The 14,801-nt window shown below is 58.6% G+C and carries 10 protein-coding genes; 3 read left to right on the top strand and 7 right to left on the bottom strand.

What is annotated here, in order from left to right; all coding sequences use genetic code 11:
• Position 1 precedes the first annotated feature (1 nt).
• A complete protein-coding gene (locus BGIM_RS0117930) occupies positions 2 to 718 on the bottom strand; it encodes a lipoate--protein ligase family protein (protein WP_040889652.1) in 717 nt (238 codons plus the stop codon).
• A gap of 45 nt (positions 719 to 763) precedes the next feature.
• Here BGIM_RS0117930 and BGIM_RS0117925 point away from each other — a divergent pair, with 45 nt between their 5' ends.
• The gene (locus tag BGIM_RS0117925; protein ID WP_020471119.1) at positions 764 to 1,153 is read left to right on the top strand and encodes a hypothetical protein; all 390 of its coding nucleotides are present in this window, start codon (positions 764 to 766) and stop codon (positions 1,151 to 1,153) included.
• 3 nt (positions 1,154 to 1,156) lie between these two features.
• Here the strand turns inward: BGIM_RS0117925 and BGIM_RS0117920 are convergent, their stop codons facing one another.
• The 4 genes from BGIM_RS0117920 to BGIM_RS0117905 all read right to left on the bottom strand — a co-directional run bounded on the left by BGIM_RS0117920 (position 1,157) and on the right by BGIM_RS0117905 (position 9,107).
• Complete coding sequence (locus BGIM_RS0117920) at positions 1,157 to 4,354, bottom strand: PSD1 and planctomycete cytochrome C domain-containing protein (RefSeq protein ID WP_020471118.1); 3,198 nt, start codon at positions 4,352 to 4,354, stop codon at positions 1,157 to 1,159.
• 47 nt (positions 4,355 to 4,401) lie between these two features.
• Positions 4,402 to 5,304, bottom strand: a complete 903-nt coding sequence (locus tag BGIM_RS0117915) for a dihydrodipicolinate synthase family protein (RefSeq protein ID WP_020471117.1) — start codon at positions 5,302 to 5,304, stop codon at positions 4,402 to 4,404.
• Positions 5,305 to 5,343: 39 nt separating this feature from the next.
• On the bottom strand, positions 5,344 to 6,660 hold the full coding sequence (gene serS / locus BGIM_RS0117910; RefSeq protein WP_020471116.1) for a serine--tRNA ligase: 1,317 nt from the start codon (positions 6,658 to 6,660) through the stop codon (positions 5,344 to 5,346).
• Positions 6,661 to 7,250: 590 nt separating this feature from the next.
• Positions 7,251 to 9,107: a DUF4129 domain-containing protein gene (locus tag BGIM_RS0117905; protein ID WP_020471115.1), complete on the bottom strand. Its 1,857-nt coding sequence runs from the start codon at positions 9,105 to 9,107 to the stop codon at positions 7,251 to 7,253.
• 439 nt (positions 9,108 to 9,546) lie between these two features.
• On the opposite strand from BGIM_RS0117905, the gene eno reads away from it, so the two are divergent.
• Both eno and BGIM_RS0117890 read left to right on the top strand, forming a co-directional pair.
• Entirely contained in the window at positions 9,547 to 10,842 is a 1,296-nt protein-coding gene (gene eno, locus BGIM_RS0117895; protein WP_020471113.1) for a phosphopyruvate hydratase, read from the top strand.
• A gap of 43 nt (positions 10,843 to 10,885) precedes the next feature.
• Positions 10,886 to 11,275, top strand: coding sequence for a Dabb family protein (locus BGIM_RS0117890; protein WP_020471112.1), 390 nt, complete (start codon positions 10,886 to 10,888; stop codon positions 11,273 to 11,275).
• A 95-nt stretch (positions 11,276 to 11,370) separates the two neighbouring features.
• Here the strand turns inward: BGIM_RS0117890 and BGIM_RS0117885 are convergent, their stop codons facing one another.
• Positions 11,371 to 13,002 (bottom strand): ArnT family glycosyltransferase, encoded by a 1,632-nt coding sequence (locus tag BGIM_RS0117885; RefSeq protein ID WP_020471111.1) that lies wholly within the window; start codon positions 13,000 to 13,002, stop codon positions 11,371 to 11,373.
• 11 nt (positions 13,003 to 13,013) lie between these two features.
• Positions 13,014 to 14,507: a glycosyltransferase family 87 protein gene (locus tag BGIM_RS0117880; RefSeq protein WP_020471110.1), complete on the bottom strand. Its 1,494-nt coding sequence runs from the start codon at positions 14,505 to 14,507 to the stop codon at positions 13,014 to 13,016.
• Positions 14,508 to 14,801: the final 294 nt, after the last annotated feature.

Below are 14,801 nucleotides of genomic sequence, written 5' to 3'. Positions count from 1 at the left end.
ATCAGCGCCGGAAGTTCCACTCACCCCGGCCGTATTTTTCATCAACCAGTCCCGGCACGCTTTCCAATGCTTCGAGTGGAAAGGTGGCGGGATTGGCCTCAAACACTTCCGATAGCCGCATCATGATTTCTTCCCGCGTTCCCGGAATGTTCCGGACGAATTCCTCGTGGGAGCGCCCATGCCGGTATTCGGGCATCCGTTCCGGCGGGTTCAGGTATTTGGGCACGGAGGGAAGATCGAAATCGTACAGAATCGTCCCGTGATGCAGAATTGCCCGTGATTTTCGTTGCTGAGCATTGCCGGAAAACTTGACGCCGTCGATGGCCAGATCGCTGATGCCTGAATGGTCCACGTTGGAGAATGAGGAGAGAGCTGCCTTAACGCGGCCGAGAATCCAACGGTATGAGGCGTTCACATCCCGAATTTCGGCGGCCCGCCGGTGGTTGACGATCAGGCTGAATAACAGACAACCCCGCCCGAGTAACACGGTGCCGCCGCCGCTGGAGCGTCGCAGGATCGGCACGCCGTCTCGTTCACAGGTTTCCCGTTTCACATCAATGGCCACGGAACCGCCCGCCCCGAGAACGACGGCATGGGCGGGATATTCCCAGAACCGCAACCCCTCGAAGGTGTCGGTCTGTTCCGCGTGGAGCAACAGTGATTCGTCGAGGGCGAGGTTCCCGGCGGCATCGGGCATGGTGTGGTCGAAGGCAATCATCGGGTTCATCTTAATGGACTGGCCGGTCAACGATATAATGTCCCCATGCACGAACTCACTCCATCCAACACGCTCGCCTTTTTGCGTCGCTTTCGCCTCAAGGGAGGCGTGATCCGGCGATTCACTCTACGGAACACGGCCGCCGACAGCGTAGCTCTAAAACTGCTCCTCACCGTGACCGATGGATCAACCAACGATAAGGTGAAACTGGCGGTTGTCGTCAGGGATGTGGAGGAATACCGCTTCCAAAAACGGGCGACGATGAACGTCTTTGCCATCCGCGAAGTCCGCATCGGCACGTTTGACGGCATCACCTTCTTAAACCTCGATGCCGACCCGGCCGACCCGGCCCCGAAGCCGATGGATTACCGCATCTCCGATTGCTTCGTCGCCGGCCGGCGAATTTCTTGGGAAGTCATCAACCCGAAGAATTAAGCCTTATCGCACATAGGCAAATTCGTTCGCGCACATCAACACCCGAGACAACTCGGCCCAACTGCCCGTCTTGAGAAAACCGAGCGTCACCCGTTCCTCATCGGCGCTCGGCGGGCGGCCGTAGAGCCGTTCATAAGCCGCTTTCAACTTCGCCGCATCATCACCGGGCATGGCTTGGATGCGATCGGCAAACGCTTTCGCCTGGGCCAGCGCGAACGGGTGATTCATCAGGAACAACGCTTGCGGAGCCACCGTGGAGATGGTTCGTTTCTCCGTCGGCGTTTCCGGATCGGCCGCGTCGAACAGGGCTTGGAAATTGCTTTTGTCCGAGCGGATTGTTCGCAGGTACACGGTTCGCCGGGGGGTGTTGAAATCCGGGTAAGAAATCCCGCCGGGGGTGGAATCGAGTTTACCTGCTACAAACAGCAGGCTGTCCCGCATCGCTTCGGCTTCCAATCGTCGCAGATTGGCCCGGCTGAACAACCGGTTGTCGGCATCCTTGGTTTTGGTTTCTTCCGAGCAAACATCCGATTGCTGATACACGGCCGAGAGCAGAATTCGCTTGTGCAATTTTTTGAGGCTCCAGCCATCAGCGACAAATCCGGCAGCCAGATAATCCAAAAGCTCCGGGTGGGTCGGGCGTTCGCCGAGTTTGCCGAAGTTGCTCGGCGTGCGAACCAAGCCATCGCCAAAGTGCCAAGCCCAGACGCGATTGACCATCACACGAGCCGTCAGCGGGTTCGTCGGACTGGCGATGAAATCGGCCAATTCTTTGCGGCCGCTTTCCTTGGTCACTTCGCTCAACGGTTTCTGATTCGCCGGGGCCAGAATCTCCGGGAATCGCCGGGGAACTTTTTCACCGAGCCGAGTGTAGCTGCCGCGAATGTGAATCGGCACATCCTGCACGGCCGGGAACATGCCCCCCGGAATGCCACCATCTTGAATGGCCAACACCACCGGGACGGGCGGCATCGGCCGGGCCTTCAATGCTTCCAGTTCGGCCCGGAGTGTCAGAACCTCCGGGGTAGCCGGAAGTTCGCCGGGTTTCGGGTAGAAGGGACTGCTGGTATCGACGGCCTTGAAGGTTTTGGCGAACGCGGCGATCTTGGTTTCGACTTCTTCCCGGTTCTTCAAAGCGCCAATGGCGGGCAATGATACGAACGCCGGGGGAATTTGCTTGGCGTCGGCCATGTCCATGAATCGCCAGACGGCCGGATGACCTTGCTGGTCTGGCACGGGGTTCAACTTGTCATTGGCCAGCACGTCCGAAGTGAGATTCCACCGGGCTTTCCCGGTTGTTTCGCTGATGTCGAGTTCGACCAGTGTGCTGTCACACTCATAACCCGCCTTGGGGAGGATCTGAAGTTCGATGCGGTCGCCCGGTTGAACGATGACATTCTTCAGCAACTCACCGGCAAGCGGAGCGCTTTGGCCGTTGTTGATGGCCCCCTCGGCCAGCGTGCGGGAGTTCACCGCTACTTTCCACGCGATGCCGTCGCCGCAGGTGCCGTCGCGGTCGGCCACTTTGCCGGCGATGTTCACGGTCGTCGCCACCGGAGAATCCCAAACAACGGCGACGCCGCTCTTTGGCCCCGGATGCACGCACACGGATTTCGGCGGCAACCGGAAGGTGAGGATCGACAATTCTTCGTTGCCCGTGTTAATCATCGCGTTCGGGCAGTCACTCTTGTTCTTCCATGTGTGATAGTTCTTCACGCCGCCGGAATCGCGTTCGGCCTTGGCCATCAGTTGGTAGCCGCGCGGTGTCAGCATCTCCAGCCACTTTTCCAAGATGTCGGCCCGCAGTTTCATCGACGCGGCATAATCCGCCAGCGGCGGCCGCTTTTTGGTGGCTTGCAAATAGTCCCAAGCCGCCAGCAAATACCCGGCGGTTTCCGGCAGATGTTTGGCAGCCGCTTCTTGCGCGGAAGCAGCCTCTTTGGCGGCAATGGCCCCTTCGAGTGTCTTGATCTGGTTGGTGATCCGGGTTCGTTCCGCTTGCTCGGCCGGGGAGATCAACGGCGTGCGGAGCATGGGGGAGCCGTTTGTTTTCGGTCCCGGCGTCGGCAGAATCTTGCTGCTGAAGAAGATGCCGGCGAGAGCGTAATAGTCCTTTTGGCTTACCGGGTCGAACTTGTGATCGTGACACCGGGCGCAACCGACGGTCAAGCCGAGGAATGACCGCGTCACCACATCAACCTGATCGTTCACAATGTCGGTGACCATCTTCTCTTTGTCCGCATCGCCCGTGCCCCATTCGCCGATGGCCAGCAAGCCGGTGGCGGTGATACCGTCCGCGTTAATGCCACCCGGTTCGGTCGGCGGCATCAAATCCCCGGCGATTTGCATTCGCACGAACTGGTCGTAGGGGATGTCCTTGTTCATCGCCCGGATTACCCAGTCGCGGTAGTGCCACGCTTCGATGATGTCCGTGTCCCCGCCGGTGCCGCGTGAATCGCGGGAGTCCGCATAGCGGGCCACATCCAGCCAGTGCCGGCCCCAGCGTTCGCCGTAGGCCGGTGAGGCCAGCAAACGATCAACGACTTTCTCAAACGCCTTCGGCGAGGCATCATCCAAAAACTGGCGAATCTCCTCCGGTGTCGGCGGCAGCCCGGTCAGGTCGAAGGTGACGCGACGTATCAACGTCCGCTTATCCGTTGTCGCGGCCGGGGCGAGATTGGCGGCTTCCAGTTTGGCGAGGATAAACCGGTCAAGGTCGGTCTTGCACCACGCCGGGCTTTTCACTTGGGGAATCGCCGGGGATACGACGGGTTGAAATGCCCAGAATTTGCGCTGCTCGTCGGTGATTTGGAAGGTTTTGGCGGTGACAGCTTCAGCCCCGGCGTCCGGCCAGACGGCCCCTTGTTCCACCCACTTGGTCAACTTGCCGATGGCCGCGTCGGGGAGTTTGCCCTTGGGGGGCATCCGCAATTCGCCGCCGCCTTGGTAACTGATCGCCTGCAACAGCAGCGATTCCTTCGGCTTGCCGGGCACAATCGCCGGGCCGCTGTCGCCCCCTTTGAGCAACTCGGCCCGCGACATGAGCCGAAGGCCCCCTTTGGTCTTCTTCGGCGAGTGGCATTCCTGACAATGCTCGACGAGGATCGGCCGGATTTCCTGCTCGAAAAACTCGGCGGCCGGTTCGGCCGCGTTGAGCGGGAAAGTGGCCGACAACAGGAAGAAGAGAATTGACCGTCGCATCGGCGGATGCTCCGTTTTCAGGGGCGGGAGAGTTTGCGGCCGGTGAACTACGCCTTCTTGCCCGGTCGCGTTTTGATCGCGTCACGGATGATCTTCAACACGTCTTCGCGTTCCTTGCCGATGATCGGCAGACGCGGGGCGCGGGTTGTTTCGCTGCCCAAGCCACATTCAGCGTTGCACAGTTTGATGTATTGCACAAGCTTCGGCAGCGTGTCGAGGTGCAACAGCGGCGTATACCACCGGTAGACCTTCACGGCCTCCTCGTACTTGCCCGCCTTGGCCAGGTCCCACAGCAGCCGGTTTTCCTCGGGGAAGGCGTTCACCAAGCCGGACACCCAGCCGGTGGCCCCGAGCATGGCGCTTTCCAACGCCAGGTCGTCCACGCCGCCGAAGAGGATGTAGCGGTCGCCGCAGACATTCTTGATGTCCGTGATCCGGCGAACATTTTCGGAGGATTCCTTGATGGCCACGAAATTTGGCTCGTCGGCCATTTCCTTGAACATCTCCGGCGTGATGTCGGCCGCGTAGGCCACCGGGTTGTTGTAAATCATGATCGGCAAATTGGTGGCTTTCGCGACCGTGCGAAAGTGCGTCATCACCTCCCGGCCGTCCGGCTTGTAAACCATCGCCGGCAACACCATCAGCCCGTCCACTCCGGCTTTTTGGGCATCGACGGCATACTTGCACGCCGTGGCCGTCGTGCATTCCGCGACCCCCGTGAGCAGCGGCACCCGGCCGGCGATCACTTCTTTCGCCGTCTTCAGAACGGCGAGTTTTTCCGAGTATTCCAGCGAACAATTTTCGCCGACCGTCCCCAGCACGATCATCCCGTGGACGCCGGACTTGATGAGCGAATCGATGTGCTTCGCCGTGGCCGGGAGGTCAAGGGCTTGGTCCGCGTGAAACTCCGTGGTCACCGCCGGGTAGACGCCGTGCCAGTTCACCGCCATGATGCTGCTCCGTGAGAATTTTAAGTCGGCCAGATTCGATCATTTTCGCGTGATGACATCCCGCCCGACCCACGGTCGCAACACTTCGGGAATCTTCACCGTGCCGTCGGCCTGCTGGTAGTTTTCAAGGATGGCCACCATCGCCCGTGTGACGGCCACGGCCGTTCCGTTGAGCGTATGCACCACGCGCGTGCCCTTGTGGTTCGGTCCCTTGTAGCGGATGTTGAGCCGCCGGGCTTGGAAGTCGGTGCAATTGGACGTGCTGGTCACTTCGCCGTAATCGCCGGTCGGTTTGCCGGTGGTTTTGTCGAGTTCACCACGGAAGGGCATCCATGCTTCCAAGTCGTACTTGCGGTAGGCCGGCCCGCCGAGATCGCCGGTACAGGTGTCCAGCACATGGTAAGGCAGGCCGAGTTCTTGGAAGATTTCTTCCTCGATGGCCAAGATCTCCAGATGCAGGGCTTCCGTCTGCTCCGGCGTGCAGAAACCGAACATTTCGACTTTGGTGAATTGGTGGACCCGGTACAGCCCCTTGGTGTCCCGGCCCGGCGCCCCGGCTTCCGTTCGGAAGCAGTGCGAGAGGCCCACATATTTGCGAGGGAGGGTGGCTTCGTCCAAAATCTGGTCCCGCAACATCCCGCCAAGGGTGATTTCGGCCGTGGCGATCAAACACAAGTCCGAATCGGCGATGGTGTAAACCTGCCGGGTTTCCGGGTTCGGATCGCGGGGCATGAAGCCGATGCCCTCCAGCACTTCCACCCGCGCCAAGTCCGGCGTGATGACCGGGGTGAAGCCTCGTTTCACGAGTTTTTGCATGGTGAACTGAATCAACGCCAGTTCCAGCAACACCGCTTCGTTCTTCAGAAAGTAGAACTTCTGCCCGGTGACGGAGGCCCCGGCCTCGAAGTCGGCCAGGTCCAGCGATTCCGCGAGGGCGACGTGATCTTTGGGCACAAAATCAAACTTGGTCGGCACGCCCCATTTGCTGACGACCTTGTTGTCGGCGGGCGTCGCCCCGACCGGGGCGTCCGGGTGGGTCATGTTCGGGATGGTGAGCAAGGCGGCATGCAAATCGGCCTGCACCTGCTTGAGTTCCTTTTCCAAAGCGGCCACCTGTTCGCGGATGGCTTTGCCCTCGGCGATCAGGGCTTGTTTCTTCGCCGGATCTTTCTCGGCCGGGATGCCCTTGGAAAGCTCGTTTCCCTTCTGTTGAAGGATCTGCGTTTCACTCACGAGCTTCTTGCGGCGGTCATCAAACTCAACAACCTTGTCGGCCTCGGCATGGGCGGCCTGCCGGTTGACGCAATTGGCCTTCACGGCCGCCAAATTGTCGCGAATAAAGCCGGCATCAAGCATGGTCGGAATTTCCGAAGGCAAAAGGGGATGATCTGGAAATAGCCTATGGGAGCGGGGGGAATTGGGCGACGGAGGATCAACTTCCGGCCATCAATCGAACCAAGAACGATCAATTAGAATCATGCTGCCTTCTCAAAAACCAATATGGCTGTGTTCTGATAGATGTGCTGCTGTGATGTTGTTTTCTGGTTTTTACTGACATTAAAATAAATATAATATATTTTGATTGTTGTATAATTGAAGCAAATGCGACCCGCTGACACTCGCAGAAACTGTCCCTGAATTAAAAACCAGTTATTAAAAGAAGAGAATTATTGTGAAAGATGAAATTTTAATGCGGTGGACTCAAAAAAATTATTGCCACAAAATATTTTCAAAAGAACTCTTGTAAATTGCAAAACGGACACGCACCTGCGGCAAATTTCGGGTATATTAGGGTGTAGACAGGTTGAATGTTAGGCTTACTGAACAGCCGGGACTTTCTTTCATCAAATTTATGATTGCTCTTCCTTCTCACCAAGGAATGAGTGTCTAACGATCAGGGGGGTTCGCCCAACCCCCTTGATCGATTTCTCTCCTCCACTTCATCTTCAATCTGCCACCACTTCGACTTCCGCATCATGAATCAGGCATTCCCAAAATGCTTCCAACACCTTCCTTGAGGTTTTGGGCAGTCCGTCTGTGGCATACAGCATCCTCGCCACCAATCCGGCGAGTTGGGCCGCGTTGTCGGCGAGATTCGGAAAGTCTTCGCCAAGTCGCCGGGCAAACTCGATGGCGGTTTCGTCGGCCCGGCGTTCGCGAGCCCGGTCTCCCGCCCATGCTTCTAACGCCTCGAAACTGTACCTCGCCAACGCCTCGACAGATCGTCCGTCGGCCGAGCCATCGGCGAAGGGGTTGGAAAACACGGAGAACGGCGTGCGGGGAATCACCGTCGGCCCGGATTCGCCACGCGATGTCTTCTCGCCCGGTTCTCGCATTCCGAAAAGCCCCTTCCACCACGCATCCAGCGCCGCCAGCAGGTTCTTTGCCCACGGCATGAAGTTGGCCAGAAACGACAGGCCGTGCCGGAAGATCACGAAGACCACCAGCAGAGCCACGGCGGCGAAAACAATCCATTTCAGCACATTGGCGATGGTGGCGAGCGACTTGCTTGCGCTGGATGGGGGAGAACTATCTCCGCTTTTGGAAGAACCGTCTTTGCCGTCTGCGTCCTTGGCGTTGGCCTGTTTGCCGCTGTCTTTGGATTCATTTCCGTCCTTTCCATCCTTCCCGTCCTTGGATTTGTTCCCGTCCTGATCGCCGGATTTGTCCCCTTGTTTGTCGCCGCCGCTGGAACCGTCCTTGCCTTGCTTGTCGCCGCTGCCGGACTTTGATTCACCGCTCTTTCCCTTGCCGCCGGGTTCGCCTCCTTTGCCCGTGGCCTTGCCGTCCCCCTTGGTGGCTTGGTCGCCAGTGCTTCCCTCGCCTTTGGCGCCGCCGCTTTTTACTTGGGCATATTGAGAGGCTTTCTTGTCCCCGGTCACGACCCGCGTGGGGTTCCAGATCGGCGTTTCGGAATATGGTCGGGGAATCAACGCCCCGATCAACACGAACATCAGGATCAGCACGGTTCCCAAGCCCATCCAACTGGCCGTCATCGCCATCGGCATCTTCAACTTGCGTTGCCGGAGGTATCGCCGTAACCCGAGAAAACTCGTGGTGAGCAGCAACCCGAGAGTTGAGGTCACATAAATGGCCATCGTCCAAAAGGTGAAGTTTCGCCGGGCCGAGTCGTCAGAGGGAACCACCGCCTGGCCGAGGCCAAACATGGGAATGGCCGCGATGGCGAAATACACCACCGTCAGGCCCGGTGTGTGCGGTTTCTTGTCGCGAGCTTTTCGCCATTGGTCAAACCGTGTGTACCAACCCGCCATGCCCGGCGGGTATTTGCTTTCATCCTCGGCGGCATCATCCACCACATCCGGCCGCACGTTGGGGCGTTTTTCCCAACCGGCCGCCGCGAGAAGCCCCTGGCCGGAACCGGTTTTGTCTTCGTCAATATGCGTGCAATCCCACACAAGGCGGTTGCTCGCCCACCAAACCACGGCGACCAACCCGATGTTGATGACATCTTTAAAGAGACTGAGAGGGTTATCCGGGGGATATTCCACCCACGCCCGCAGGGCGAAGACGGTGACAATCGCCAAGACGCCCCCATAAGCCCATGCTCGCGAACGGTCGGCCTGCACGGCAATGCGGCCGACCAACACCGCCCCGACCACGAAGAAAAACAGCGTGTAGAGCAGCCTGCCCTCGTATTTCCCTGCGTAAAAGACCTCCGCGAGGAAGAACACCAAACTGCCGACCACCCCCATGATGAGCAAGGGACTCGCGGCCGTCACGATGACATCCGCGACCGTCGGCGGGTCACGCTTCACGCGATACGGAGGATTGATGGCGCTCATGAAGTCTTTCCGGTGACCGGCCAAAACATGATCTGAACACGATTGTCCCTGTTCCGGCCGTTCGGGACAAGTCCCGATTAATTTGTGAAGACTCGGCGAAACCACCGCCGATACGATGGGTGTCAAGAACAAGGCCGACTGGAAAGCGACGAAGGTTCGGAAAACAGGCGACGGTGAGACGACTGTTCCCAAAACCATCGACGACCCCGACAAATACCCGTAACGAGGACCCCCGACTTCGCCAGGGCAGGGACTTTCCATTCGGTCGAGACCCCGGACGTTGATTGTGCGAAGCCAGGCCCCTCGGGGCGGGCGACGCCGATCCGCCGGGGTCTCTTGCATTTCCGGGCAGCCATCCCTATCCCACACCGTACATAACAGACTTCGCGTGTCCCCATCCCTGTCGGGACCGCTTTCTCCAAACGGTGTCATTTCGCACATGTCGAACCCAGCGATTCGGACAGTCAAGGGCCTTGAGATTCTGGACAGCCGCGGCAACCCGACCATTGAGGTTGAGGTGACCCTTGCCTGCGGAACCGTGGGTCGGGCGGCCGTCCCCAGCGGGGCCAGCACCGGGGCTCACGAAGCCGTGGAACTCCGGGACGGCGACAAGAAGCGCTATCTCGGCAAGGGAACGCTGAAAGCCGTCGAAAACGTGGACAAGCTGATCGCCCCGGCCATCGCCGGGATGAACCCGCTTGACCAACTCGGCGTTGACCGGGCCATGCTCACCCTGGACGGCACCGCCAACAAGGCGAAGCTCGGCGCCAACGCCATCCTCGGCGTCTCGATGGCCGTCGCCCACGCGGGCGCCAAGGTGACCGGCCTGCCGCTCTACCGCTACATCGGCGGCACCAACGCCAAGGTTCTCCCCGTCCCGATGATGAACATCATCAACGGCGGCAAGCACGCGGACAGCACGGTTGATTTCCAAGAATTCATGATTATGCCCATCGGGGCCCCGACCTTCAAAGAAGGTCTGCGGATGGGAACGGAAGTGTTCCACTCCCTGAAGAAAGTGCTGCACGACAAGCACCTGAACACCGCCGTCGGCGACGAAGGCGGCTTCGCCCCCAACCTGGCCTCGGCCGACGAAGCATTGTCCTTCATCGCAACGGCTGTCGAGAAGGCTGGCTACAAACTCGGGACCGACATCGCCTTCGCGATGGATGCCGCCTGCACGGAACTCTTCGAGGAAGCCAAACACAAGGGCAAGAACGGCTATTGCTTCTTCAAGAGCGACCCGGACAAGGTCATCTCTTCCGATGAAATGATCGCTTTCTGGAAGGGCTTGGTCGCCAAGTGGCCGATTCTGTCCATTGAGGACGGTCTCTCCGAAGACGACTGGGACGGCTGGAAGAAACTGACGGCCGAACTCGGCGACAAGATCCAACTGGTCGGCGACGATTTGTACGTCACCAACGTGACCCGGCTTCAAGACGGCATCACCAAGAAGTGCGGCAACAGCATCTTGGTGAAGGTGAACCAGATCGGCAGCCTGACGGAAACGCTGGACGCCATCGAACTGGCCAAGCGAAACCGCTTCACGACGGTCATCAGCCACCGCAGCGGTGAAACCGAAGACGTGACCATTTCGGACATCGCCGTGGCCACCAACGCCGGTCAGATCAAGACTGGCTCCGCGAGCCGGACGGACCGGATCGCCAAGTACAACCAACTCCTGCGGATCGAGCAGGAACTGGGTTCGTTCGCCCGTTACGGGCTGTCCAAGTAACGTTGAACTTTTGAGTTTCGGATTTCCACAACGGAGATTTGCAATGATTCAGCGAATGATGGCCGTGCTGGCTCTCACGGTGGCCTTCTCGATGACGGCCAAGGCCGACGAGCCAAACGTCGGGCACATGGTCTTCTTTGAACTCAAGGAAAAGACCCCGGAAGCCAAGGCCAAGCTGGTGGCCGCGTGCGAGAAGTACCTCAAGCCGCAACCCGGCGTGCTGTACTTCAGCGCCGGTGCCCGTGGCGAAGAATTTACCCGCGACGTGAACGCCAAGGATTGGGATGTCGCCCTGCACCTCGTGTTCACGGACAAGGCGGCCCACGACAAGTACGCGAAGGATGCCGAACACGAAAAGTTCATTGCCGAGAACAAGGATAACTGGAAGAGCGTGAAGGTGTATGATTCGCTGCTTGCCCCCGCGAAGAAGTAACACGGATTGATCGAATCCAACGCAAGAAGCCCGGCATGTTTCATCAGAACCATGCCGGGCCTTCTTCGTTGAGGGGCATCTTCGGCGGACGAAGCCTATTTCTTCAACCCGGCGCCAAGGTTGCGGCCGATACTAAGCATCTCAATTTCAAGGAACTCAGACCGATCCGGGTTGCGAATCTTGTTTCGCCAGATTTCCAGTCTCGCGTTGGCGAAGCGAAAATGATTCGTGCGAATCGGGATGGTCTTCTCCAACTGGAACCGCTCCGGGTGATCGTGAAGTGTTTCACGCAGCAACTTGGCGCCGGGCAGGTCGAAATACAACTGCGGCTCTTCGACGATGATAAGTTCCGGATCATAACGATGAATCAGCGAAAGCACTTCTTCCTCTTCACGGGCATGATCCTTATACCCGGCGTCTGGCTCGCTGAGAACGGTGTAGAACAGTTTGTCACCCCGCAGGGTCCAGAGCCGACGTTCGGGATCGTGTCGCCGCAATTGATAGATGAAGCCGCCGTTCAGAAAACCATCCATCAGACAGACGCGGGTTTCACGATTATGCTCGACCACATATTCGGCCGCCTCTTCATACCCGAACACATAGATGGATGGTTCCCGAACGGATGTGCCAATGGAACCGACGGCAACCAACAGCGTCAAGGGAAGCGCCAGACGCGGCCGTCGAACCAGTCCGGCCACCGTCTTGCAGCCGTTCACGGCAAGGATCACCAACCCCGGCAGCCAGTAAATCGTGTGCCGGGAATCCAACTCGGCAATCGGCGTGAAGAACAGATAGGTCGCAAGCAAGAGACCAAACGCCGGACCGGCCGCGCGGCGTGATTCCCGGCGTAACGAACAGAACAAGCCAATAATGGCGGCGACGGCGGCAAACCAGCCGATTTGTTCGGGGATGCACGAGGGATAATAGACAAGGTTGTGGATGCCGAAGGACGCGGTTCCACCGGCCGTCGGGGCTTCGCGGGCGGCTTTGGCGATGGTCGATCCGTACTCTCGCATCGTGAACAGATAATACGGACCAGTCAGAATCCCGGCGGTCAGGATGCCGCCCAACACCGGCCATCGTTTCAACAAAGCCAGATTGCCCGTCATCAACAACCGGATGATGAAATACGGCAGCAGACAGATTCCATCGAACCGTGTCAAGGCAGCCAATGCGGCGAACAGGCAGGCCAGCCAGGCGTCGCGCCGGCGGGTTTCGCCAAGATAACGCTCGAAATGAAACACGGATGCCAGCAGGATCGCCAGACAGGGGATCTCCAGCATCACCTGCCGCGAGAACCGGAAAAACAGTGGTGAAAAGCCAAGGAGAAGCAGTGAGATGGCCGATGTCAGGCGGTCTTTGTCACGGCGAACCAGCCGGTAAAAATAGGCGCAGGCGATGGCCGCGAAGATTCCGATCAACATTCTCGCGGCGAGGAAGGAAGTGCCGGCCAGACACATCCACCCGCCCTCGACCATGTAAAAAAACGGCGGCCACACCATCAGCCCCAAAGCGGGATACTGAAGGTAATAGCCAACCGCATATTGCTTGGGATTTCGGAACGGGGTGTCGCCAATCGCATCGTGAAAGAAAACGCCGGTCATCACATGCCGGGTTTCGTCGTTGTTGAAAACAGGTTCGCTGTCAACATCGACACACAAATGGGCCGCGAGGATCACCAGAACGGGCACGAAAACGAAGGGCGATTCGGACCAAAATCGTTTCATGCGCCGCCCGCTCAGGCCGCCGGGGATGTCTGTTCTTGCCCGACCACGGAGGAAGGGGGCAGACACGGATTGTTTTGATGCGGGATGATGGCCCCTTGCATCGCCGTCATCGGCTTTTGCTTTCGGAGAGCTTGATACATCGCCCGCGAAGACCAGATCGTCAGGATACAAAGCCCGAAGAGGCGAAGATCCAAAATCAGCCAGATCGCCAGCCACGACATGCCGTGGGCGGCGCAGGTGGCGAGCGCCAGATGGAAGAGCGCGTCCGGCAAGGCGAACAACAACAGCAACCCCGCGAAACCAACAGACAAACCACGATGGCCCGTCGCCTGAATGCGGCCGCCCAGAACCGTGAGTGGCAGAATGAGGTAGATGAGATAATGATCCCAAGCCACCGGAGACAACATCGGAATGAGCGTCATCGCCAGCGTGAATTGAAGATCAATCTGTTCTTTTTCCTGCGCCGGTTCGGGCCGTCTGCAAAGTTGCCATGCAAAGGCCAGCGCCATCAACCCGCCGCTGACGAGCCATACGGCCCGCGTGACCGCAAAGGGCATTTCCAAATCGCGGAGGCTGCGGGCCAGCGAGCCGAGCAGCGAGAGATTGCCCGAGTAGGCCGCGTACATTTCGACGACGCCCCGGCTGGTGTTCACGTAATCAAGATGATCGCGGATGCTCGTCAAACCCAGCACGAACAGGCCGATGGAAAGAACCGTCAGCATCGTGGAATAAAACGCCCGGCGATGCCTCATCACGAACACCAGCAAAATGATGCCGGGGATCAGTTTCAGCGAAATCGCCACCCCCGCCGCCACCCCCGCCCAACCGGGACGCCCGCGCCGCAGCAAGAACCAACTGACGGTGAGCAAGCCGCCGAGCAGCAACCCCGTTTGTCCCGACCGGAGCGCGGTCAACACCGGGTCCCAGCCGAGAACCATCAGACAAAGGATGGCGAACGGCCGGGCGCCAAGTTGGGGGAATAATTCCAATCGAAGCAGGCTAAGCGTTACAGCCAAAGCGATCAGTGAAATCAGGATCATGGCCATCTGGGTGCCAAGGACGCCGAAATCCCGGACAAGCGGCACGATGAAGATGGTCATGAACGGCGGATGGGCCTGCACCCAGTGCGAGTTCAGCATGTCATCCAGTTGTTCTCGTTCCCGTTGCCGCAGGCTCGGCCAGGCTTCCAGCAGGGAGGCTCGCGGGCCTTCTTCTTCCAAGGCCAGCCGGATTCGCCGGGTCATGTCCGGTGGATAGAGAGGGCGGCCATCGATGTATTCCTTCGCGGAGACAATGTCCTGCATCACATCGCGAGGCACCGAATAGGCTCGGTAAAGAGACAGGAACAGGTTGGCCCCCGTCCCGACGATCAGCATGAGCATGAAGAGTGTCGAGGCAATGCGTCGTTCCCGCAATTGCCAGTTCAAGGCGAGAGCAACCGTGCCCAATAGCAACAACCAAAAGGTGGCATTGTGCAAACCGCTGTCAAGGATGAGCTTGAACATTGTTAAAGCATCGATTCCGGCGATGGTGGGGCAAGCGATTCGTGGGTAAAACGGCTGGCCGTGCGATGCGGTTATTGAAACCATTCAATCATTAATCTTTCATGATTGAATCTGTCAATCGCCGCGAGTTCATCGAACAATACCGCGCGAGTGTGTCCGTCAAACGTGTTTCGGGAATTATTGTGGTGATTCAGGCCCCGCCTTTTACGGCCGGAACAGAAAACCTTTTAATGCTTGCCTGAACTTTGCCCAAGAAAACTCGGCTTGCATCATTTGCCCATCTTCGCATATGAT

Origin of the sequence: Zavarzinella formosa DSM 19928 (genome assembly GCF_000255705.1) — a bacterium.
In the GTDB taxonomy this organism is placed as follows: Bacteria; Planctomycetota; Planctomycetia; order Gemmatales; family Gemmataceae; genus Zavarzinella; species Zavarzinella formosa.
The sequence above is the reverse complement of the archived record's forward strand: the minus strand, read 5'-3'. Positions and strand labels throughout refer to the sequence as shown.